We start from the raw sequence: 18,124 nt of genomic DNA, 5'->3' as shown, positions 1-18,124 counted from the left end.
ATGAACCGGCTCGCGGGCATGATCATCGTCGCCGGGCTGTCGGCGCCGGGCATTGCCGCGGCGCAGGCCTATAGCTGTTCGGTGCCCATCGGCGGCACCGACCGCGTCCGCCCCGACCTGCCGTCCGCGCGCGAACCCGCGCGGATCCTGCCGATCGCTAGCTATACGCTCGCCATCACCTGGGCCCCGCAATATTGCCGCGAGAAGGGCGACCAGCCGAGCGCGCGGTTCCAGTGCGGGGCGGGCAACCGGTTCGGCTTCACGCTCCACGGCCTGTGGCCCGACGGCGCGGGCAAGACCTGGCCGCAATATTGTCGCGCAACCGCGATCGTCCCACAGGCAGTGATCAAGCGCCAGCTCTGCTCGACGCCGTCGGCGCAGCTGATCCAGCATGAATGGGCCAAGCACGGGACCTGCATGCCGGGCTATCAGCCCGCACGCTATTTCCGCCAGTCGAGCAGCCTTTACGCCAAGCTGCGCTATCCCGACATGGACACCCTGTCGCGAAGCCCGGTGACCGCCGGGCAGTTCGCCACGGCGATGGCGAAGGCCAATCCCGGCCTTAACGCGGCCATGATGCGGGTCACGACGACCAAGCAGGGCTGGCTCGACGAGCTCTGGATCTGTCTCGACACCGCCTTCCGCTACAAGCGCTGCCCCGCGCATGCAGGCGGGGTCACGCAGGGCACGCCGATCAGGATCTGGCGCGGCGAGGGCTAACCGGCACTCAGCCGGCCAGCGTGACGGTCGAGGGGTGGTGCTTGTCGAGGTGACGCTTGATGATCCGCAGGTTGCGCGTGTTCGATCGGAACATGAAATCCGCGGCGTCGCCGACGAACGGCACCAGCCCGAGCGCTGCGTCGAACCCGACATTGCCCATCATCCGGGCAAGCTGGAACTTCGACATGCCGAGATTGCGCGCCTCCCAGACGAGCCAGCTCCCCATCAGCGCACCGATCAGGTCGCCGACGACGGGGATCAGACCGACGATCGCATCGAGCCCGATCGGGCGGTTGATCCCGGGGACCATGAACGCGCGTTCCAGAATGCGCTCCAGCGCCTCGACCCGGGCGCGGACCGAGGCCGGGTCCTGACCGATCGCGAGGCTGCTGGCCAGCGTGGCGGGATCGATGCGAGTGGCATTGTTGGTCATGCGACTCACTTGGTGTCGGGGCGAAGCCTGTTCAACGGGTGCCACGCGCGGCTGTTCGGCTGCCATTGTTGCAGCCGCGTCGCGACCAGCGACCAGCGGAGCGGCCGTGCGAGCGGAATGAAGGGCACGTCCTCGTTCAGCGCGGCATCGGCCGCCGCAATTCTTTGGCTGCGTTCGGCGAGCGTCGGTGCCGCACGCGCGGCGTCGAGTGCCGCCTGCGCGGGGGCGCTGCAGACGATGCAGGCGTTCGCCAGATACCAGCGCGCGCTGTCATAGGGCGCCACCAGGTCGATCAGCCGCAGATCGGCGGGGGCGTCGATCGCGACGCGCTCGGGCAGGATACCGATCCGGAGCAGGGCGGCGGCGACATGCGCGTAGAGGATGGTCGCGCCCGATCCCGCGGGCATCGCGATCCGCATCGCGATCGGCCCGCTCTGCGCCTGCTCGCGCCACGTCGCGACTCGTAACCGGGCGCCCGCGCGGCGCTCGTCCTGGTTCAGCAGCGTCCATGAGGGCACCTGCGGAAGCCCGGCGGAGTCGAGCGGTTCGGCGAGGATGCGGTCCGCGGCCTCCCAATTGGGGGCGATCGCGGCGGTCAGCGCGGTGCGATCGATCGCCTGCGAAATCGCCGCACGGTTCGCCGCCTCGGCAAGGAAGCCCGTCCGCGAAACGATCGCGAGCCCGAACAACCCGACTGCGGGGTCGACCCGGATCGCGGCGGGGGCGATATCAGCCGTCGCGAGAAGCGGCCAGTCGGCGAAGCTGCCGCCGCTGACCAGGTCCGAGTCGCGATGCGCAAACCGTGCGATCGCCCGCGCGGCGCGCTCGCCGATCAGACGGACATCACGCTCTGGCTGCATCTCGAGCTGGTCTTCGGGGTCGGCGCGGTTGAGATCATAGACCGGGCGCAGCAACGGCGCGGCGCCGGGCTGGGCAATGCGGAACGGGCCGCTGCCGCCGGGCGGGCGCAGACGCAGCAGCGCGAGTTCGGGCTGAGCGAACAGCTTGAGCAGGTCGGGACGCGGCCGCGACAACCGGACCTCGATCACCTGCGGCGTCATCACGACGATCTCGTCGACCGCGCTGAGAAAGCGGGCGAGCGGATTGCGCGATGCCGGCACGATCTGGCGTTTGAGCATCGTGACGATCTGGTCCGCGGTGATGCGGCTACCGTCGCTCCACGTGGCTTCGCGCAGGCGGAAGATATAGCTCATGCCATCATCGATGACGATCCAGCGTTCGGCGAGGCCAGGCTCGATCTGGCCGGCAGCATCGAACCGGACCAGCCCCTGCGCCGTCGAATCGATCAACAGGCGCGAGGGGAGGTCGATCGGGCCCCGGCGGGCATCCGCGGCAGCAGGCACACCACCGATCGCGCTGACGACGACCGCGCCCGAGTCGCGGCGCCGGTTGCAGGCCGCCGGTGCGAAGAGCAGCGCGGCGGCACAGGCAAGCGTGATGGTGCGGACGGCGGGACTCGAACCCGCACTCCAGGGGAGGGAGATTTTAAGTCTCCTGCGTCTACCGGTTTCGCCACGTCCGCACACTGAAGTCAGAAAGACGAGGTCGAGCGCAGGGTCAACCCATGTTGGACCCGCAGGTGCCGCTCAATCGACGTTAAGACGCGAGCGCATTTCCTTGCCGGGCTTGAAATAGGGGACGCGCTTGGCGTCGACGGCGACGACTTCGCCGGTCCGGGGATTGCGCCCGGTCCGCGCATCGCGCGCGCGCGTGGAAAATGCGCCGAAGCCGCGCAGTTCGACCCGGCCGTCGGCGGCCAGCCGCTTCGATATCTCGTCGAAGAAACACGAGACGATCAATTCGACCTCGCGCGGCTCCAGGTCCGGATGCGCATCGGTCAATTTTTGAACAAGCTCAGATCTGATCATGGTAACGAGCCCCCGCCCATATGTGATAATACTGATTTAGGTCAGTAATTGGGGCGATAGCACCAAATGAGTTTCAAGCCAAAAGCAAAAGGGACCGAAATGCATCGAGCATCCCGGTCCCAATTCGCTTACTTCTTTTCGGCTTCCGTGCGGGCCTTGAGAGCCTCGCCCAGGATGTTGCCGAGGGTCGCGCCGGAGTCCGACGAACCATACTGAGCGACAGCCTGCTTCTCTTCGGAGATCTGCATAGCCTTGATCGAGAAGGTCGGCTTCTTCGAACGATCGAAGCCCGTCACCATCGCGTCGAACTTCTGGCCGACCTGGAAACGCTCCGGACGCTGCTCGTCGCGATCGCGACCCAGATCCGTGCGCTTGATGAAGCCGGTCGCGCCATCGTCGCCCTGCTGAACTTCGAGGCCCGCGTCGCGGACTTCGAGGACGGTGACCGTGACGATCGCGTTCTTGTTCAGCTTGTCGCCTGCTGCTGCGATGCCGCCGGCCGAAGGCCCGCCGCGCTCGAGCTGCTTCATGCCAAGCGAGATACGCTCCTTCTCTGCGTCGATGTCGAGCACGACGGCCTCGACGGTCTCACCCTTGCGATGCAGGTTGAGCGCGTCCTCGCCCGAAACGCCCCAGGCGATGTCGGACATGTGGACCATGCCGTCGACGTCGTTGTCGAGGCCGATGAACAGACCGAATTCGGTCGCGTTCTTGACTTCGCCCTCAACGGTCGAGCCGATCGGATGCGCGGCAGCGAAGGCCTCCCAAGGATTGGCCTGAGCCTGCTTGAGGCCGAGCGAGATGCGACGCTTCTCGGAATCGACTTCGAGGACCATGACGTCGACTTCCTGCGAGGTCGACACGATCTTGCCCGGATGGACGTTCTTCTTGGTCCAGGACATTTCCGACACGTGGACAAGGCCTTCGATGCCCGCTTCCAGCTCGACGAACGCACCATATTCGGTGATGTTCGTGACGCGGCCGGTGAGCTTTGCGCCGACCGGATACTTGACCATCGCGCCATCCCAGGGATCGCTCTCCAGTTGCTTCATGCCGAGGCTGATGCGCTGGGTGTCCTTGTTGATGCGGATGATCTGCACCTTGACGGTGTCGCCGATGTTCAGGACTTCGCTCGGGTGACCGACGCGCTTGTAGCTGAGATCGGTGACGTGCAGCAGGCCATCGATGCCGCCGAGGTCAACGAACGCACCGTAATCGGTGATGTTCTTGACGACGCCGTCAATGATCTGGCCCTCAGCGAGGCTGAGGATCAAGCCCGAACGCTGCTCTGCACGCGTCTCTTCGAGAACCGCGCGACGCGACACGACGATGTTGCCGCGCTTGCGGTCCATCTTCAGTATCTGGAAGGGCTGGGGGATATCCATCAGCGGGGTGACGTCGCGCACGGGGCGGATGTCGACCTGCGAGCCCGGCAGGAACGCGACGGCGCCGTTCAGGTCGACGGTGAAGCCACCCTTCACGCGCCCGAAGATCACGCCCTCGACGCGGGTCGTCTTCGAGAATTCGGTTTCCAGCTTGTCCCATGCGGCTTCGCGGCGCGCACGATCGCGGCTGAGCATCGCTTCGCCATGGACGTTCTCGACGCGGTCGACATAGACTTCGACTTCGTCGCCGACCTTCAGGTCAGCCTTCTGGCCCGGCGCTGCGAATTCGCGAAGCGGCACGCGGCCTTCCGACTTCAGACCAACGTCGATGACGGCCATGTCGTTCTCGATGCCAGTCACGGTGCCATGCACCACGCGGCCCTCGAAGCTGTCGGCGTCGCCGAGCGTCTCGTTCAGCATCGCGGCGAAATCGTCGCGCGACGGCATTACCTGGGTTGCCATAGAATTCAGTAATCCTAGTCTGTTTCCGGCCAAGCGGTTGGATCCGCTGGTCTTGGCCTTCGTTGCCGCGACGACCGAACGCCGGCACGGCATCCGGACGGCACGAGGCGCAGAGGATGTAGACGCTGAATGCGAAAACGGCGCGTGAGACTCAAAGGTCTCCGCGCCTTCCTCCACGAGCATCGCTCGCCGGACGCTTCTGTGTAGCGGAAATCCCGTCTCGGAGCAAGTTCGCCGCTGCAGCGTTACGGGCGGCTCACAACAGGAGCGAAGATTTGAGCGAACGCGGCATTCTCGTGCTGGGCTGGATCGCCACGGCGACGGCGATCGTGATGTACCTGTCCTATATCGACCAGATCATGCTGAACCTGGCCGGTCAGAAGAGATCGGTGGTCCAGCCGTTCGCGACGATGGTCAATTGCGGGCTGTGGGTCGCGTATGGCGTGCTGAAGCCGAAGCGCGACTGGCCGATCGCGGTGGCGAACTTCCCGGGGGTGGTGCTGGGGGCGATCACGCTGGCGACGGCTTTGTAAGGGGGGGGCGTTTCCGCGCGTCCTTGTTCTCCCGCAAAGGCGGGAGCCCAGTCTGGGTCCCCGCCTTCGCGGGGAAACAGCGTTGTTTTAAGGTACCCTAGCCCAACCAAAAGCCACCCCGGCGAAGGCCGGGGCCCAGTTGGGGTGCATCGCTGACTGAGTGCAGCGCTTCGTTACTGCGACCTTTCCAACTGGGCCCCGGCCTCCGCCGGGGTGGTGTTACCGTCCGCGGGAAGCCAAAGGCCTAACCCGACGCCTTCTTCGCCCGCTGCGCCTCAACCAGCGCCACCGCGCGCTGCACCGACGCTTCGATCGACAGGAAGCTCGTATCGAGCAGCGCCGCGTCCGGCGCCATCACCAGCGGTGCGATCGAGCGCCCGCTGTCGCGCGCATCCCGCGCCCGGATGTCCGCCAGCACGCGGTCCTTGCTCGCCGTCCCGCCACGTGCCTGCAATTCAGCATGGCGCCGCTGCGCGCGGATATTGGGGGTCGCCTTCACGAACAGCTTGGCATCCGCATCCGGCGCGATCACCGTGCCGATATCGCGCCCGTCGAGAATTGCGCCACCCGCCTGCGCGGCAAACCGCTTCTGCCGCTGCATCAGCGCCGCGCGGACCAGCGGATGTGCGGACACGATCGAGGCCATCGCCCCGACATCGTCGTCGCGCAGCGCCGGGTCGGTCATCATCACATCGTCGAAATCGCACGCGGCGACCGCATCGGCTTCCTGTTCGGGATCCAGCCCCATCCGCGCCACGTTCAGCGTGACCGCGCGGTAGAGCAGGCCGGTATCGAGATAGGGGAGGCCGTAATGCTTTGCCAAGGCGCGCGCGATCGTGCCCTTGCCCGATGCCGCCGGACCGTCGACTGCGATGATCATCTTAATTCCCCTGGCCGGTCGCCCGACCCGTTAATTCGTCGAGCGACCGGAAGAACACGGGATAGCTCGTCGCCACCGGCGATATGTCGTCGATCGTGATCGGCTCGCGGGCGCCAAGTCCAGCCACCACCATGCTCATTGCGATGCGATGATCGAGTTTCGAGGCGACCCGAGCGCCACCGCGAATCGCCGCCCCGCCCGAACCCGTGATCGCCATGCCGTCTTCGAATTCCTTGCACAGCACGCCGCACGCCTCGAGCGCGATCCGCATCGTCGTGATGCGGTCCGATTCCTTCACCCGCAGCTCGTGCGCGCCCCTGGCGACGGTCGTGCCGGACGCAAACGCCGCGGCGACGAACAGCACCGGATATTCGTCGATCATGCTCGGCGCGAGATCGGCCGGCACCTCGATCGAGGTCAGCGCGGCATGGCGGACGCGCAGGTCGGCGACGGGCTCGCCGCCGACGGTCCGCGGATCGAGCTCGGTGATGTCGGCTCCCATCATGCGCAACGCGGTGACGATGCCGACCCGCGTCGGGTTCAGCCCGACATTGCGCACGACGATGTCCGACCCCGGCACGATCGACGCCGCGACCAGCCAGAAGGCCGAGGACGACGGATCGCCCGGCACGACGATATCTTGCGGTGTGAGTTCCGCTTCCCCGGTGATCGAGATCACGCGGCCCGCCTCGGTCTCTTCGACAATCAGCTTCGCGCCGAACCCGGTCAGCATCCGCTCGCTGTGATCGCGCGTCGCGACTGGCTCGATGACCGTGGTGATGCCGGGCGTGTTGAGTCCCGCCAGCAAGATGGCCGACTTCACCTGCGCCGACGCGACCGGCAGCGTGTAGGTGATCGGCACCGCGGGGCAGATCCCGCGCACCATCAGCGGCAGCTTGCCGCCGGGCGACGCGGTGATGTCCGCGCCCATCTGCGACAGCGGCTCAATCACGCGGCCCATCGGTCGTCCCGACAGCGAGGCGTCACCGGTGAAGGTGCAGGTGATCGGGTGGCTCGACACCAGCCCCATCAGCAGCCGCGTCGAGGTGCCCGAATTGCCCATCTCCAGCGCGGTCTCGGGCTGGAGCAGCCCGCCGACACCGACGCCGTCGACGACCCAGATGCCGTCGTCCTGCCGCTCGATCGTCGCGCCCATCGCGCGCATCGCCGCCGCGGTGGCGAGCACGTCCTCGCCCTCCAGCAGGCCGGTGATCCGGCTGGTCCCGACCGCGAGGCTCGCGAACATCAGCGCGCGGTGGCTGATCGACTTGTCGCCGGGGACCGCGATCGAACCGGTCAACGGACCGCGCGCGACGACGTCCAGCGGTTGGGGGAGGGGGTGTGTCATGGGGCCGGGCTTTTGACAGTGGCCTTGCGCTATGGCAAGGCGCGCCCACTTTGCGGGGGCATCCCCCACAATCTATCCATTCGAAAGGTTCTATCGGCATGATCAAGCCGGAATGGGGCACGAAGCGTTCGTGTCCGAAATGCGCGACGCGTTTCTACGACCTCGAAAAGGCCGACCCCGTCACTTGCATCGAATGCGGGTATGCGTGGGAGCCCGAGCCGATCCTGAAGTCGAAGCAGCCGCTGCCGTTCGAGGTCGCCAAGCCCGACACCAAGAAGCCCGACGCGGATCTCGAGGGTGACGAGGAAGAGGATATCGCCTCGATCACCGGCGAGGACGAAGAGCCGTCCGCGGACGACGAAGTCGATCTGGGCGGCGACGACGACCTCGGCGTCGAGACGCCGCAGGACGAGCACGAGCGTTGAGATAAAGAAATTTGGCAGGCGGCGTTTACGCCGCTTGCCAACCCGGGCGGCTCCGGTTAGTGAGCCGCCTCCCAACGGGAATGGGGCCGTAGCTCAGCTGGGAGAGCGTTCGCATGGCATGCGAAAGGTCAGGGGTTCGATCCCCCTCGGCTCCACCATTCTCGTTGATACGCGACGCGGTCGCGGTCCCATATTGGTGATGGATACCCCGCAGCGGGTCGTAACGCCGTTGTGCCGTCATAGGCCTCAATAGGTCGCCTGAAAGGTCTCGGTAGCGACGCTGAGACCATGGGTCAGTGCGTTTACGGATTCGAGCTGCTGGCCGATCCGCCGGGCCAGGCTGATGAAGCGCTGGTTGCGGATTTCCAGATGCTCGACGCTGTCGGTCATCGCGCGTGCGGTGAGCGCGGTTTCGTCGATCGCGGCGGTGATCGCGAGGATGCGCTCGTTCTGACTATGTGCGGTGTCGGTCACGATGACCGCGCGAGCCTGGATATCGGCGATGTCGTGCGCGATCGCGCGATTCGCCGCGACGACGTCGCGCGTCGCGATCTGCATCGCCGAGATCTGCGGCTCGATCCGCGCGACCGCATCGGACGTCTGCGTGGCAAGCGTCTTCACCTCGGCTGCGACCACCGCGAAGCCGCGCCCGGCCTCTCCGCTGCGCGCCGCCTCGATCGCGGCGTTGAGCGCGACCAGACCGGTCTGCCGGGCGACCGCGCGGATGATGTCGAGGATCGAGCCGATCGATCCGGCACGGTCCGACAGCCCTTGCGACAGGGCGACCGTCTCGTGCGCATGCGCCATCGCACCGCTGGCGGCGCTGCTGGTGTGGCGGACCTGGTCGACGACCGTGTCGATCATGCCCGCCATCATCGCCGAGGTCTGTGCGGCATCCTGCATCGCGGCGGTGGATTGCTGCGCGGCGACGACGACGTCGCCCAAATCGCGGACGATCAGTTCGAGTTCGGCTTCGCCCGCGCGGCCCATCGCTTGGCCTTCCGCCGCCGCGGCATCGGTTTCGGTGACGACGGTCGCGATCTCCTTGCGGAACCGTTCCGCCTGCGCGGCTTGCGCCGCGACGACGTCGGTCAGCCGTCGCTCGACCGTGACGTCGCGGTAGGTGATTACCGCGCAGTGCCCGGGCAGCGGGGCGAAGTTGATATGCAGGATCGTCCCGTCGTCGAAATGATGATCGATATCGACGCCTTCCTGCCGGGACTGCCAGCGACGGTGATTGTCGACCACGGTCGCGATTCGTGCCGCGGACCAGCCGACGGCGGTGCCGACGACTTCGAGATAGCTCGCCATGTCCATGCCGACCATGACGCGGTCCGGGTCGAAGCGGAACAGCGCCGCCACGCGCGGATTGACCAGCGCGATCCGCTCCGCCGCGTCGAAGATCACGACGCCGTCCGCGACCGCGGTCATCGCGATCGCCAGCAAGACGTCGGGGGGCATCAATCCGGTGCCTGGCGCGGCTTCCACCGCTGGCGAGGGGCGGGGGATTACGGCATGTCGCGTCTGCATCACCGCGGACTAGCCAAAAATGGTTTTAAATCCGTTACTTAACCCCGATCCGTTACCCTTTACGACGGGCGTTACCGTGTCGCGGGCGGAGTCCGCCGGGCGGTCAGGATGCGGATCGGCGCGGCGATCATCTGGCCCTTCATCACGCCTTCGCCCTTGGTCGGCGAGGTAGGCGCGGCAAGGATGCCGCGGACGATGTCCATGCCCTGGACGACGTGCCCGAACGCGGCAAAGCCCGTATTGTCGCCCGGCTTCTCGGGATGCGCGTCGAGGAAGGGGATCGCGCCGACGGTGATGAACACGTCGGCGCGCCCGGTCCCCGGCGCCAGCCGTGCGAGCGAAATCGTGCCGTCGGTGTGGAGCACGCCGGTCTTGCTGGTCGGCTCGTGCGCGATCGGCGGGAAGGCGCGCTTGGGATCGCCCTGGATCCCGCCCTGGATCAGCCCCGTATCCGGCCCCAGCCGCAGCGCGCGATAGAAGGTCGTGCCGTCAAGCTTTCGCGCATCGACATAGCGCAGGAAATTCGCGGTGGTGATCGGGGCGCGCTCTTTCTCGAGTTCGAGCACGATGGGGCCGAGGCTGGTGGTCAGCGTCACGCCGATGGTCGCGGGGCGCGGCGTCGCAGCGGGCACCGGTGGCGACGCATCTGCGGGCGCGGTGGCAGGCGCGGTGGCAGGGGCTGGCACGGGTGGCACGCCCTGTGCGGCGAGCGGGGCGCTTGCCATCAGGGTGGCGAGGACGGCGTATCGCAGCATGTCGAAACTCCTGAATTCTGTCCCATTCGCGGACGGGTTAAAACGGGACGATTTTGTCGCTGGTCGAAAAGGTAAACACCGCGTTAACCGGTCGCCATGACCCGACGCCTAGTCCTGACCAACGAAGCCGCGCGCCACCCGTTTCGACGGACGCTGCCCCCGCCCGTGATCGCCGCGCCGGGCGGGCGCGACGATCAGGACGTCAAGCTGTTCGTCCTGAGCTTTGCGGCCTTCTTCACCTGTTTCTACAGCTTCATTTTCTGATCACGGGCAGGCAGGTTTCGGCATCGTCGTCGCAGGCGCGGTGCAGCTTCTGCGCGATCCAGGCGGATACCAGGCACATGCCGGCGACCAGGAACAGCAGGTCTTCGGGCGTCACGCCCGCCATCGTGATGCCGATGACCGCAATCGACCCGATCGTCATCGCGCCCGAATTGACGACGTTGTTCGCGGCCACCGTCCGCGCGGTCTGATCCTTTTCGACCGTCGTCGTCAGGAACGCGTATAGCGGCACGACGAACATCCCGCCGGTGATCGCGATCATCATCAGCGTGCCGAGCACCGGCCAGGCGCGCGGCTGTGCGAGGAATCCGGCCCAGTCGTAGAAATGGCCCGGCGCCGCCGGTGTCCAGGTCCGTACCAGGACCGAGAAGATAAGGACGAATACGCCCATCGCGATCACCGATGCGGGTGCGTAGCGCGCCGAGATCCGGCCCTTGAGCATCGTGTTGATCACCACCGAACCGATCGCGACGCCGATCGAGAACACCGCGATCACGAAGCTCGCGACCCGCTCGTCCGCGGTCAGCACGTTCTTGACCAGCGGCGGGAAGATCACGATCAGCACCGCCCCGATCGTCCAGAAGAAGCTGATCGCGCAGATCGCCAGGAACAGCCGCGGGATGTGCATCGTCGCGCTGATCAGCCGCCACGACGCGGTGAACGGGTTGTAGTTGAGCACCAGCGGCGGGCCCTCGCGCGGTGCCGGCGGCACCTGGCGACCCGCGAACCAGCCGATCACCGCGATCGCCAGAACCGCGATCGCGGCGCGCTCGATATGATCGGTCATGAACCCGGCAGTGATCGTCCCCATCAGGATCGCCAGATAGGTACCGGCCTCGACCAGCCCGGTGCCGCCGAGCACGTCGCAGGGCGGCAGATGCTGCGGCAGGATCGCGTATTTGATCGGCCCGAAGAACGTCGAATGCACGCCCAGGCACAGCACCGCCCCGAGCATCAGCCCGAGGCCGATCGTCGAATGGCCGCTGCGCGCCACCATCAGCCCCGCCGCGCCGAGCGCCATGATGCCGATCTCCGCGCTCTTCACGAGCCGGATGATCCGCGCCTTGTCATGGCTGTCCGCAAGCTGCCCGGCGAGTGCCGAGAGCAGGAAGAAGGGGATGATCGCAATTCCGGTGGCGAGTGCGTTGAAATTCGCCTCCATCCGCGGATCGTTGAAGATCGCATAGGTCGCGAACAACACCATCGACGTCTTGAACAGATTGTCGTTGAAGGCGCCCAGAAACTGTGTCGTGAACAGGGGCAGGAAGCGTCGTTGCTTCAGCAACCCGAGTGCGTTGCGCATGCGAGAAAAGGCCCTGATCGTGGCAATAAGACTGCCGCGGCCTTAGCCCAGCGGGGGCGGTAGGCCAATGGTTTAGCGCCGTCCGCGTCGGCCGGGTGTCCGCGTACGGGATCCGGACGAGGCCCCGCGCCACGGTCCGGCGTCCGCGCTTGCCGCACATTAGTCGGCACCGATTGGTAAAACCCGGTTTCGCCAAGGGCATGACCGGAGTAGGGAAGGCGGGGTGTGGACCCTGCCCAACCTTCTGACGCTGTCGCGCATTGTCGCGGTACCCCTTCTCGTCGGCTTTCTGTGGTGGCCCGGCTGGGCGGCCGGCTACGGAATCGCCTTCGCGCTCTACTGCCTGATGGGCATCACCGATTATTTCGACGGCTATCTCGCGCGGTCGAACGGTGCGGTGTCGCGCCTCGGGATCTTCCTCGATCCGATCGCGGACAAGATCATGGTCGCGGCGGTCATCCTGATCCTGGTCGGCACGCGCGACATTGCGGGCGTCCATGTGATCGCCGCGCTCGTCATCCTGCTCCGCGAGATCGCGGTGTCGGGCCTGCGCGAATTCCTGGCGCAGGTGCAGGTGTCCGTGCCCGTCTCGCAGCTCGCGAAATGGAAGACGACGCTGCAGCTGGTCGCGCTGGGCGGACTGATCCTCGCCGGTGCGCTGCCCGACATGCCATGGGTGCACGGCGTCGGGCTCGCCGCGCTCTGGGGGGCTGCGGTCCTGACGCTGGTGACGGGCTGGGATTACCTGCGCGTCGGCCTGAAGCATATGGATTGAGCGCATGACGGTGACGATGGTGTATTTTGCGTGGGTCCGCGAACGGATCGGGACGGGCGAGGAACGTGTCGATCCGCCCGCATCGGTGACCACGATCGCCGAACTGGTCGACTGGCTGGCGCTGTCCAGCCCGGGCCATGCCGCCGCCTTTGCCGATCCCGCCCGGCTGCGCGCCGCCCTTGATCAGGCGTTCGTGCCCATCGATACCCCGATCGCCGGCGCGCGCGAGATCGCACTCTTCCCCCCGGTGACGGGCGGATGATCCGGATCATCGTCCAGACCGCGCCGATCGACCTGTTGGCAGAGATCACGCAGGCCGAAACTGCCGGCGAACGCGGCGCGGGCGCGGTGGCGACGTTCACTGGTCTCGTGCGCGCTGATGACGGCGTCGAGACGCTCGAACTGGAACATTATCCCGGTGCGACCGAGGCTGCGCTCACCAAGGTGGCGACGGGTGCCATCGAGCGTTGGGGGCTGAGTGCGGTGACGATCGTCCACCGGGTCGGGCCGATGCATCCGGGTGAACGGATCGTCTTCGTGGCGGCGGCGTCTGCACACCGTGCGGCGTCGCTCGAGGCCTGTTCCTATCTGATCGATCGGTTGAAGACCGATGCGCCGTTCTGGAAACGCGAGACCCGCGGCACACAGGCCAGCTGGGTCGAAGCGCGCGACGCCGACAAGGACGCCGCCGCGCGCTGGACCTCCTAGACGGCGTTAGCCGATCTTGGGAACGCTCATGCCATTGGTGAGATGGACGACACCGTTGGTCGCCTTGACATCTGCCGTGTCGACATAGGCCTTGCTGCCGGCAACATCCGTCAGTTCGATATTGCCGTTCGGACCCACCGATGCCGTCAGCGGCTGGCCGGCCAGCGTCGTGAGGACGGCCTTGCCGCCACCCGACGTGATCTGCGCCTTCAGCTGATCCGACGTCACGGCGCCTGCGACGACGTGATACTTCAGGATCGTCGCCAGCGTGGGCTTCGCCTCCGGCTTCATCAGCGTGTCGAGCGCGCCGGCGGGAAGCCGCGTGAATGCCTCATCGCTCGGTGCGAAAACGGTGAAAGGGCCGGGGCCCGCAAGCGTCGTGCCGAGGCCGGCTGCAGTCACCAGCTTGGCGAGCGTCGCGCGGTTTGGAAGCGTCGGCAGCGCTGCCGCGATCGTCGCGGTCGCTGCAGGCTGTGCCGCGGCGGGTGCTGCAGGTGCGCCGGCCATCGGTGCGGCGGTACCGGCCTGTGCAGGGGCCTGCATTGGGGCCTGTGCGGGCGCCGTGCCAGTTGGCGCGGTCTGTACGGGCGTCGTGCCGCTCGGCGCAGTCTGCGCGATCGCCGGCGCAGCCGCGAAAAGCGTTGCGGCAAGGACGAGAGGGGTCTTGGTGATCATGGATTTCTCCTGGCTGAAACAATCGTGAAATAAATTCTGCGATAGAACGTATGGAGTCACGCGGCGGTTTGCCAAGTTACGGACGCGCCAACAGGACAAAGTGCGCCGTTGACGCGATGAAGTGTTGGCAAGCTATCACACCTCGCTCAAGACAGGCGGGGTACGATTACCCCGTTGACGACATGAACAATGCCGTTCGACTGACGCACATCGGCGGTCTCGATATAGCTTTTGTTACCGTTGACGTCGGTGAGTGCAATGATATCTCCGACGAGGGTCACCGTGATTGCATCACCTTCGACCGTCGTCAGTGCGGCAGTGCCGCCACCTGCCGCGACACGTGCCTTCAGGTCGGCAGCGGTGATGTCGCCGGGCACGACGTGATAGGTCAGCACTTTCGCCAGCGATGCCTTGTTCTCGGGCTTGAGCAAGGTCTGGACCATGCCGGGCGCGAGCCGGCCGAACGCGGCGTCGGTCGGTGCGAAAACGGTGAACGGCCCGGTCCCGGACAGCGTCGCGGTCAGGTCCGCAGCCTTCAGCGCGGTGACCAGCGTTGCGAGATTGGGTGCGGCGGAGGCATTGTCGACGATCGTCCGCGTCGCGATCATCGGCACGCCGCCGACGGTCGGGTTGGCGACGGCGATCGGCCCGTTGGGCGTCGACAGTGCGGGGTTGGCGGGGGGCGGCGTGGTCGGCGTGCCGAGGTCGCTGTTGCCGCTGCTGCACGCGGCGAGCGCGAGCGCGACGAGACCGGTGGTGCCCAGGCCAATATACAGGGGGCGCATGTTCGACATCGAAATCTATCTCCTCAAACGGGCGCTTGCGAACCGCAACTACGGTTGAGCCCGGAAATTGTTGCAGTGCGAGCCAGCGCGGCCGGTCAGCGGGCCTCGGCAAGCGCCTTGGCGAGCAACTGGAAGTCCTTCTCGCGCGGCGAGGCCTTGCGCCACACCAGCGCGATCCGGCGAAACGCGTTCTCCGCATCGAGCGGCAGCGCGGTGATCCCGGTATTTTCGAGGATCCCGGCGTTCAGCGCCATCTCAGGCAGCATCGTGATGCCCAGGCCATTGTCGACCATCTGCACGATCGTGTGCAGCGACGTGCCCATCATCGTCGCCTCGGCACGGATCTCCGGCCGGTTGCACGCGGCAAGCGCATGATCCTTCAGGCAATGCCCGTCCTCGAGCAGCAACAGCCGGGTCTCGTCGATCGCCGAGGCGGGAATGGCGGAGGCGGGGATCGAGGTCCGGTCTGCGGGCACGTCCTCGGTCGGGAAGGCGACGAACAGCCGGTCGTCGAACAGGGGCTCGAACGCGACCTCGCCGCACGCATAGGGCAGGGCGAGCAGCACACAGTCGGTGCGGCCGTTGTGCAGCCCCTCGCACGCCGCGCCGCTCGGCTCCTCGCGCAGGAACAGCTTGAGGTCGGGATAGTCGCGTCGCAGCCGCGGCAGGATGCGGGGGAGCATGAACGGCGCGATCGTCGGGATCACGCTCATCCGCATGTCGCCCGACAGCGGCCGACCGGCGGCGCGCGCCATGTCGCCAAGTTCCTCCGCCTCGCGCAGCACGCGACGCGCCTTGTCCGCGATCCGGTCCCCCAGCGGGGTGAAGCGGACGACGCGGCGCGTGCGTTCGACGAGCACCACGCCGATCAGCGTCTCGAGCTCGCGCAGGCCTGCCGACAGCGTCGACTGGGTCACGAAACAGGCCTCGGCAGCACGGCCAAAATGGCCATGATCCTTCAGCGCGACGAGATATTGGAGTTGCTTGAGCGTGGGGAGATAGGTTGCAGCCATTGATCGCCCATATCGATCGTGCACCCCCGTTTGTCCATGCCGGGTCGATAATGAGACCGTCAGCGCGGGCGTCCGCCGCGGCGTTGCCCCCGCCCGCTGGAAATCGCCCCAGTGAACGCCTAAATGAGCAGACCGCCAAGGGGAATGCGCATGTTCAGCCGGTTAGGGGCTTATCTCGACTCGATCCGGGCGCGTGACCCGGCGCCGCATTCTCGCGCGGAGATCATGCTCTACCCCGGCGTCTGGGCGCTGGGGATGCACCGCATTGCACACCGGCTGTATAGCGGGCAGAATTTCTTCCTCGCGCGGTGCGTCAATCATTTGTCGCGCTTCCTGACCGCGATCGACATCCATCCCGGCGCGACGATCGGCCGCAACTTCTTCATCGACCACGGCTTCGTCGTGATCGGCGAAACCTCGCTGATCGGCGACGACGTGACGATCTATCAATGCGTGACGCTGGGCGGGACGAGTCCCGACAATGGCGTTGCGGGCAAGCGCCACCCGACCATCTCGGACGGTGCGATCATCGGATCGGGCGCGCAGGTGCTGGGGCCGATCACGCTCGGCCGCCGCTCGCGGGTCGGCGCAAATGCGGTCGTGACGCGCGACGTCCCCGAGGGCACGACCGTCGTCGGCATCCCGGCGCGCGCGACGACGGTAGAGGGCGGCGCCGCACCGGAGGCCCCGCGCTTCGTGCCCTATGGCACGCCGTGCACCGAGGCCTTCGACCCGGCCACGCAGAAGATGGAGATCATGCGCTGTGAGCTGGAGATGATGCGCAAGCGTCTGGACTCTCTGCTCGCCGATCAGGACCTGTCGACCGATCGCGACGGGCTCCGTCGCGCCCCGGTCGAACAGGATCTGCGCGATCGGGCCTGATCCGTCCTGATGAACAACGTCACGCCCTTCCCGACCCGCAATACCGCCCCCACCCAGATCGGCTTCGATCGGCTCGAACTGATGCGGATTCTCGACCTCTATGGACGCATGGTCGCGGCGGGACATTGGCGGGACTATGCGATCGATCTTGGCCGCGAAGCGGCGGTGTTCGCCTGTTTCCGCCGCGCGGCCGAGCGGCCCGAATTCCGGATCGAAAAACGCCCCGCGCTTCGCAACCGCCAGGGCATGTGGGCCCTGGTCGGCGAAGGCGGGGCGGTGATCAAGCGGGGCCATGACCTCGGCCCGATCCTCGCCCCGGTCGAGCGACGGCTGATGAAGCTCGTCGAAAGCTGAGCCCGCCGGCGCGGTGGTCAGCCGCGCTGGAGCTTCGCCAATATGGTCATCGCCTGGTCCGCGCCCGATTGCGGGACGATCTCGCCGTTGCGGTCGGTAATCGCCACCCAGTTGGCGGCCACCCCTTCGACCGACAGATCGTCGCCCGACAGCAACGCGCCCGGTGTCAACGTGACATAGGCGGCCTGGAACACGCCAGCGCCGGCGCCGAGGATCATGTTGGTCGGGGCATCCTCAGACACCAGGAAGACTGCGCCCGGCGCGACCTTGTCGGGGGAGAAGGCCTTGAACGCCTCTTCGGGAAAGATGTCCTGCGTCATCCGCGTGCCTGCGGTCGGCGCGATCGTGTTGACGCGGATGTTGTTCTTCGCCCCTTCGATCGCGAGCGTCTTGGTCAGGCCGGCAAGGCCGAGCTTGGCGGCGCCGTAATTGGCCTGGCCGAAATTGCCGTACAGGCCGGTCGACGACGCGGTCATCAGGATGCGGCCGTAATTCTGCGCGCGCATCCCGTCCCAGACCGCCTTGGTCGCGTTGGCCGAGCCGTTCAGATGGACGTCGACGACGAAGTTGAAATCGGCGGGGTTCATCTTGGCGAAGCTCTTGTCGCGCAGCACGCCGGCATTGTTGATGAGAATATGGACGCCGCCCCATTTTTCGGATGCACGTGCCACCATCTCGACCATCTGGTCATAGTCGGTGACGCTGCCGCCATTGGCGATCGCCTCGCCGCCTGCGGCCTCGATCTCCTCGACGACCTTCAGCGCTGCGTCAGACTGTCCCGTACCGTCGCGCGAGGCGCCCAGATCGTTGACGACAACCTTCGCACCGCGCCGGGCCAGCTCGAGCGCATATTCGCGGCCGAGCCCGCCGCCTGCGCCGGTGACGATCGCAACGCGGCCAGCAAAACCGAAGGATCCAAAGCTGTCGAACATGGAAAAAGGCGCCCCTTTCTTATCGTGGAGCGCCTTTCCTAGAACGTAAAGCAGT

The 18,124-nt window shown here is 66.4% G+C and carries 22 protein-coding genes and 2 tRNA genes; 10 read left to right on the top strand and 14 right to left on the bottom strand.

Annotation, left to right across the window (positions count from 1 at the left end):
• On the top strand, positions 1–720 hold the full coding sequence (locus IFT54_RS11465; protein ID WP_192070814.1) for a ribonuclease T2 family protein: 720 nt from the start codon (positions 1–3) through the stop codon (positions 718–720).
• Positions 721–727: 7 nt separating this feature from the next.
• Here IFT54_RS11465 and IFT54_RS11460 read toward each other — a convergent pair whose 3' ends face one another.
• From IFT54_RS11460 to rpsA, 5 genes are all read right to left on the bottom strand, one after another.
• On the bottom strand, positions 728–1,153 hold the full coding sequence (locus IFT54_RS11460) for a DUF4112 domain-containing protein (protein WP_192070705.1): 426 nt from the start codon (positions 1,151–1,153) through the stop codon (positions 728–730).
• A gap of 5 nt (positions 1,154–1,158) precedes the next feature.
• Positions 1,159–2,463 carry an ABC transporter substrate-binding protein gene (locus IFT54_RS11455; RefSeq protein WP_244648854.1) on the bottom strand — a complete coding sequence of 435 codons (1,305 nt, stop codon included), beginning with the start codon at positions 2,461–2,463 and terminating at the stop codon, positions 1,159–1,161.
• Between the two features lie 149 nt (positions 2,464–2,612).
• Positions 2,613–2,696: transfer RNA gene (locus IFT54_RS11450), tRNA-Leu, on the bottom strand.
• Positions 2,697–2,760: 64 nt separating this feature from the next.
• Positions 2,761–3,042 carry an integration host factor subunit beta gene (locus IFT54_RS11445; RefSeq protein ID WP_031393082.1) on the bottom strand — a complete coding sequence of 94 codons (282 nt, stop codon included), beginning with the start codon at positions 3,040–3,042 and terminating at the stop codon, positions 2,761–2,763.
• 128 nt (positions 3,043–3,170) lie between these two features.
• The gene (gene rpsA, locus IFT54_RS11440) at positions 3,171–4,889 is read right to left on the bottom strand and encodes a 30S ribosomal protein S1 (protein ID WP_031393081.1); all 1,719 of its coding nucleotides are present in this window, start codon (positions 4,887–4,889) and stop codon (positions 3,171–3,173) included.
• A 275-nt stretch (positions 4,890–5,164) separates the two neighbouring features.
• Here rpsA and IFT54_RS11435 point away from each other — a divergent pair, with 275 nt between their 5' ends.
• Positions 5,165–5,422, top strand: a complete 258-nt coding sequence (locus IFT54_RS11435) for a SemiSWEET family transporter (RefSeq protein ID WP_192070704.1) — start codon at positions 5,165–5,167, stop codon at positions 5,420–5,422.
• Between the two features lie 244 nt (positions 5,423–5,666).
• Here IFT54_RS11435 and cmk read toward each other — a convergent pair whose 3' ends face one another.
• Positions 5,667–6,302 carry a (d)CMP kinase gene (cmk, locus tag IFT54_RS11430; RefSeq protein WP_192070703.1) on the bottom strand — a complete coding sequence of 212 codons (636 nt, stop codon included), beginning with the start codon at positions 6,300–6,302 and terminating at the stop codon, positions 5,667–5,669.
• A gap of 1 nt (position 6,303) precedes the next feature.
• Positions 6,304–7,650 (bottom strand): 3-phosphoshikimate 1-carboxyvinyltransferase, encoded by a 1,347-nt coding sequence (aroA, locus tag IFT54_RS11425; RefSeq protein WP_192070702.1) that lies wholly within the window; start codon positions 7,648–7,650, stop codon positions 6,304–6,306.
• A 98-nt stretch (positions 7,651–7,748) separates the two neighbouring features.
• On the opposite strand from aroA, the gene IFT54_RS11420 reads away from it, so the two are divergent.
• Positions 7,749–8,075, top strand: coding sequence for a TIGR02300 family protein (locus tag IFT54_RS11420; RefSeq protein ID WP_031395784.1), 327 nt, complete (start codon positions 7,749–7,751; stop codon positions 8,073–8,075).
• Positions 8,076–8,157: 82 nt separating this feature from the next.
• Positions 8,158–8,233, top strand: a tRNA-Ala gene (locus IFT54_RS11415).
• Between the two features lie 88 nt (positions 8,234–8,321).
• Here the strand turns inward: IFT54_RS11415 and IFT54_RS20725 are convergent.
• Both IFT54_RS20725 and IFT54_RS11405 read right to left on the bottom strand, forming a co-directional pair.
• Entirely contained in the window at positions 8,322–9,536 is a 1,215-nt protein-coding gene (locus tag IFT54_RS20725) for a methyl-accepting chemotaxis protein (RefSeq protein ID WP_192070701.1), read from the bottom strand.
• A 140-nt stretch (positions 9,537–9,676) separates the two neighbouring features.
• Positions 9,677–10,360, bottom strand: a complete 684-nt coding sequence (locus IFT54_RS11405; RefSeq protein ID WP_192070700.1) for a peptidylprolyl isomerase — start codon at positions 10,358–10,360, stop codon at positions 9,677–9,679.
• 96 nt (positions 10,361–10,456) lie between these two features.
• Between IFT54_RS11405 and IFT54_RS11400 the strand changes: the two genes are divergently transcribed.
• On the top strand, positions 10,457–10,624 hold the full coding sequence (locus IFT54_RS11400) for a hypothetical protein (RefSeq protein ID WP_168427553.1): 168 nt from the start codon (positions 10,457–10,459) through the stop codon (positions 10,622–10,624).
• Here IFT54_RS11400 and IFT54_RS11395 read toward each other — a convergent pair.
• Positions 10,614–11,945, bottom strand: coding sequence for an MFS transporter (locus tag IFT54_RS11395; RefSeq protein ID WP_052148897.1), 1,332 nt, complete (start codon positions 11,943–11,945; stop codon positions 10,614–10,616). The two genes, IFT54_RS11400 and IFT54_RS11395, sit on opposite strands and share 11 nt — an antisense overlap.
• Positions 11,946–12,168: 223 nt before the next feature.
• Here IFT54_RS11395 and pgsA point away from each other — a divergent pair, with 223 nt between their 5' ends.
• The 3 genes from pgsA to IFT54_RS11380 are packed head-to-tail and all read left to right on the top strand — an operon-like array spanning position 12,169 to position 13,428.
• On the top strand, positions 12,169–12,720 hold the full coding sequence (gene pgsA, locus IFT54_RS11390) for a CDP-diacylglycerol--glycerol-3-phosphate 3-phosphatidyltransferase (protein ID WP_031395843.1): 552 nt from the start codon (positions 12,169–12,171) through the stop codon (positions 12,718–12,720).
• Positions 12,721–12,724: 4 nt separating this feature from the next.
• Positions 12,725–12,982 carry a molybdopterin converting factor subunit 1 gene (moaD, locus tag IFT54_RS11385; RefSeq protein WP_031395844.1) on the top strand — a complete coding sequence of 86 codons (258 nt, stop codon included), beginning with the start codon at positions 12,725–12,727 and terminating at the stop codon, positions 12,980–12,982.
• Entirely contained in the window at positions 12,979–13,428 is a 450-nt protein-coding gene (locus IFT54_RS11380) for a molybdenum cofactor biosynthesis protein MoaE (protein ID WP_192070699.1), read from the top strand. Before moaD ends, IFT54_RS11380 begins: the two co-directional genes overlap by 4 nt.
• A gap of 6 nt (positions 13,429–13,434) precedes the next feature.
• Here the strand turns inward: IFT54_RS11380 and IFT54_RS11375 are convergent, their stop codons facing one another.
• The 3 genes from IFT54_RS11375 to IFT54_RS11365 all read right to left on the bottom strand — a co-directional run bounded on the left by IFT54_RS11375 (position 13,435) and on the right by IFT54_RS11365 (position 15,901).
• Positions 13,435–14,103: a fasciclin domain-containing protein gene (locus IFT54_RS11375; RefSeq protein WP_192070698.1), complete on the bottom strand. Its 669-nt coding sequence runs from the start codon at positions 14,101–14,103 to the stop codon at positions 13,435–13,437.
• 146 nt (positions 14,104–14,249) lie between these two features.
• A complete protein-coding gene (locus IFT54_RS11370) occupies positions 14,250–14,897 on the bottom strand; it encodes a fasciclin domain-containing protein (protein WP_192070697.1) in 648 nt (215 codons plus the stop codon).
• Positions 14,898–14,983: 86 nt separating this feature from the next.
• The gene (locus IFT54_RS11365; protein ID WP_031395848.1) at positions 14,984–15,901 is read right to left on the bottom strand and encodes a LysR substrate-binding domain-containing protein; all 918 of its coding nucleotides are present in this window, start codon (positions 15,899–15,901) and stop codon (positions 14,984–14,986) included.
• 150 nt (positions 15,902–16,051) lie between these two features.
• Here IFT54_RS11365 and epsC point away from each other — a divergent pair, with 150 nt between their 5' ends.
• Together epsC and IFT54_RS11355 are read left to right on the top strand one after the other, a co-directional pair.
• Positions 16,052–16,783, top strand: a complete 732-nt coding sequence (gene epsC / locus IFT54_RS11360; protein ID WP_192070696.1) for a serine O-acetyltransferase EpsC — start codon at positions 16,052–16,054, stop codon at positions 16,781–16,783.
• Positions 16,784–16,792: 9 nt separating this feature from the next.
• The gene (locus tag IFT54_RS11355) at positions 16,793–17,137 is read left to right on the top strand and encodes a DUF2794 domain-containing protein (protein ID WP_031395850.1); all 345 of its coding nucleotides are present in this window, start codon (positions 16,793–16,795) and stop codon (positions 17,135–17,137) included.
• A 17-nt stretch (positions 17,138–17,154) separates the two neighbouring features.
• Here the strand turns inward: IFT54_RS11355 and IFT54_RS11350 are convergent, their stop codons facing one another.
• Positions 17,155–18,069 carry an SDR family NAD(P)-dependent oxidoreductase gene (locus tag IFT54_RS11350; RefSeq protein ID WP_192070695.1) on the bottom strand — a complete coding sequence of 305 codons (915 nt, stop codon included), beginning with the start codon at positions 18,067–18,069 and terminating at the stop codon, positions 17,155–17,157.
• Positions 18,070–18,124: the final 55 nt, after the last annotated feature.

Source organism: Sphingomonas sp. CFBP 13714 (assembly GCF_014842205.1).
Taxonomy (GTDB): Bacteria; Pseudomonadota; Alphaproteobacteria; order Sphingomonadales; family Sphingomonadaceae; genus Sphingomonas; species Sphingomonas aerolata.
This window is presented reverse-complemented; position numbering and strand designations above follow the sequence as displayed.

What these genes read in the sequence shown, in the direction of transcription:
- IFT54_RS11465 (WP_192070814.1), top strand. Translation starts at nt 1, where the DNA reads ATGAACCGGCTCGCGGGCATGATCATCGTCGCCGGGCTGTCGGCGCCG.
- IFT54_RS11460 (WP_192070705.1), bottom strand. Translation starts at nt 1,153, where the DNA reads ATGACCAACAATGCCACTCGCATCGATCCCGCCACGCTGGCCAGCAGC.
- IFT54_RS11445 (WP_031393082.1), bottom strand. Translation starts at nt 3,042, where the DNA reads ATGATCAGATCTGAGCTTGTTCAAAAATTGACCGATGCGCATCCGGAC.
- rpsA (WP_031393081.1), bottom strand. Translation starts at nt 4,889, where the DNA reads ATGGCAACCCAGGTAATGCCGTCGCGCGACGATTTCGCCGCGATGCTG.
- cmk (WP_192070703.1), bottom strand. Translation starts at nt 6,302, where the DNA reads ATGATCATCGCAGTCGACGGTCCGGCGGCATCGGGCAAGGGCACGATC.
- aroA (WP_192070702.1), bottom strand. Translation starts at nt 7,650, where the DNA reads ATGACACACCCCCTCCCCCAACCGCTGGACGTCGTCGCGCGCGGTCCG.
- IFT54_RS11420 (WP_031395784.1), top strand. Translation starts at nt 7,749, where the DNA reads ATGATCAAGCCGGAATGGGGCACGAAGCGTTCGTGTCCGAAATGCGCG.
- IFT54_RS20725 (WP_192070701.1), bottom strand. Translation starts at nt 9,536, where the DNA reads ATGCCCCCCGACGTCTTGCTGGCGATCGCGATGACCGCGGTCGCGGAC.
- IFT54_RS11405 (WP_192070700.1), bottom strand. Translation starts at nt 10,360, where the DNA reads ATGCTGCGATACGCCGTCCTCGCCACCCTGATGGCAAGCGCCCCGCTC.
- IFT54_RS11400 (WP_168427553.1), top strand. Translation starts at nt 10,457, where the DNA reads ATGACCCGACGCCTAGTCCTGACCAACGAAGCCGCGCGCCACCCGTTT.
- IFT54_RS11395 (WP_052148897.1), bottom strand. Translation starts at nt 11,945, where the DNA reads ATGCGCAACGCACTCGGGTTGCTGAAGCAACGACGCTTCCTGCCCCTG.
- moaD (WP_031395844.1), top strand. Translation starts at nt 12,725, where the DNA reads ATGACGGTGACGATGGTGTATTTTGCGTGGGTCCGCGAACGGATCGGG.
- IFT54_RS11380 (WP_192070699.1), top strand. Translation starts at nt 12,979, where the DNA reads ATGATCCGGATCATCGTCCAGACCGCGCCGATCGACCTGTTGGCAGAG.
- IFT54_RS11375 (WP_192070698.1), bottom strand. Translation starts at nt 14,103, where the DNA reads ATGATCACCAAGACCCCTCTCGTCCTTGCCGCAACGCTTTTCGCGGCT.
- IFT54_RS11370 (WP_192070697.1), bottom strand. Translation starts at nt 14,897, where the DNA reads ATGTCGAACATGCGCCCCCTGTATATTGGCCTGGGCACCACCGGTCTC.
- IFT54_RS11365 (WP_031395848.1), bottom strand. Translation starts at nt 15,901, where the DNA reads ATGGCTGCAACCTATCTCCCCACGCTCAAGCAACTCCAATATCTCGTC.
- epsC (WP_192070696.1), top strand. Translation starts at nt 16,052, where the DNA reads ATGTTCAGCCGGTTAGGGGCTTATCTCGACTCGATCCGGGCGCGTGAC.
- IFT54_RS11355 (WP_031395850.1), top strand. Translation starts at nt 16,793, where the DNA reads ATGAACAACGTCACGCCCTTCCCGACCCGCAATACCGCCCCCACCCAG.
- IFT54_RS11350 (WP_192070695.1), bottom strand. Translation starts at nt 18,069, where the DNA reads ATGTTCGACAGCTTTGGATCCTTCGGTTTTGCTGGCCGCGTTGCGATC.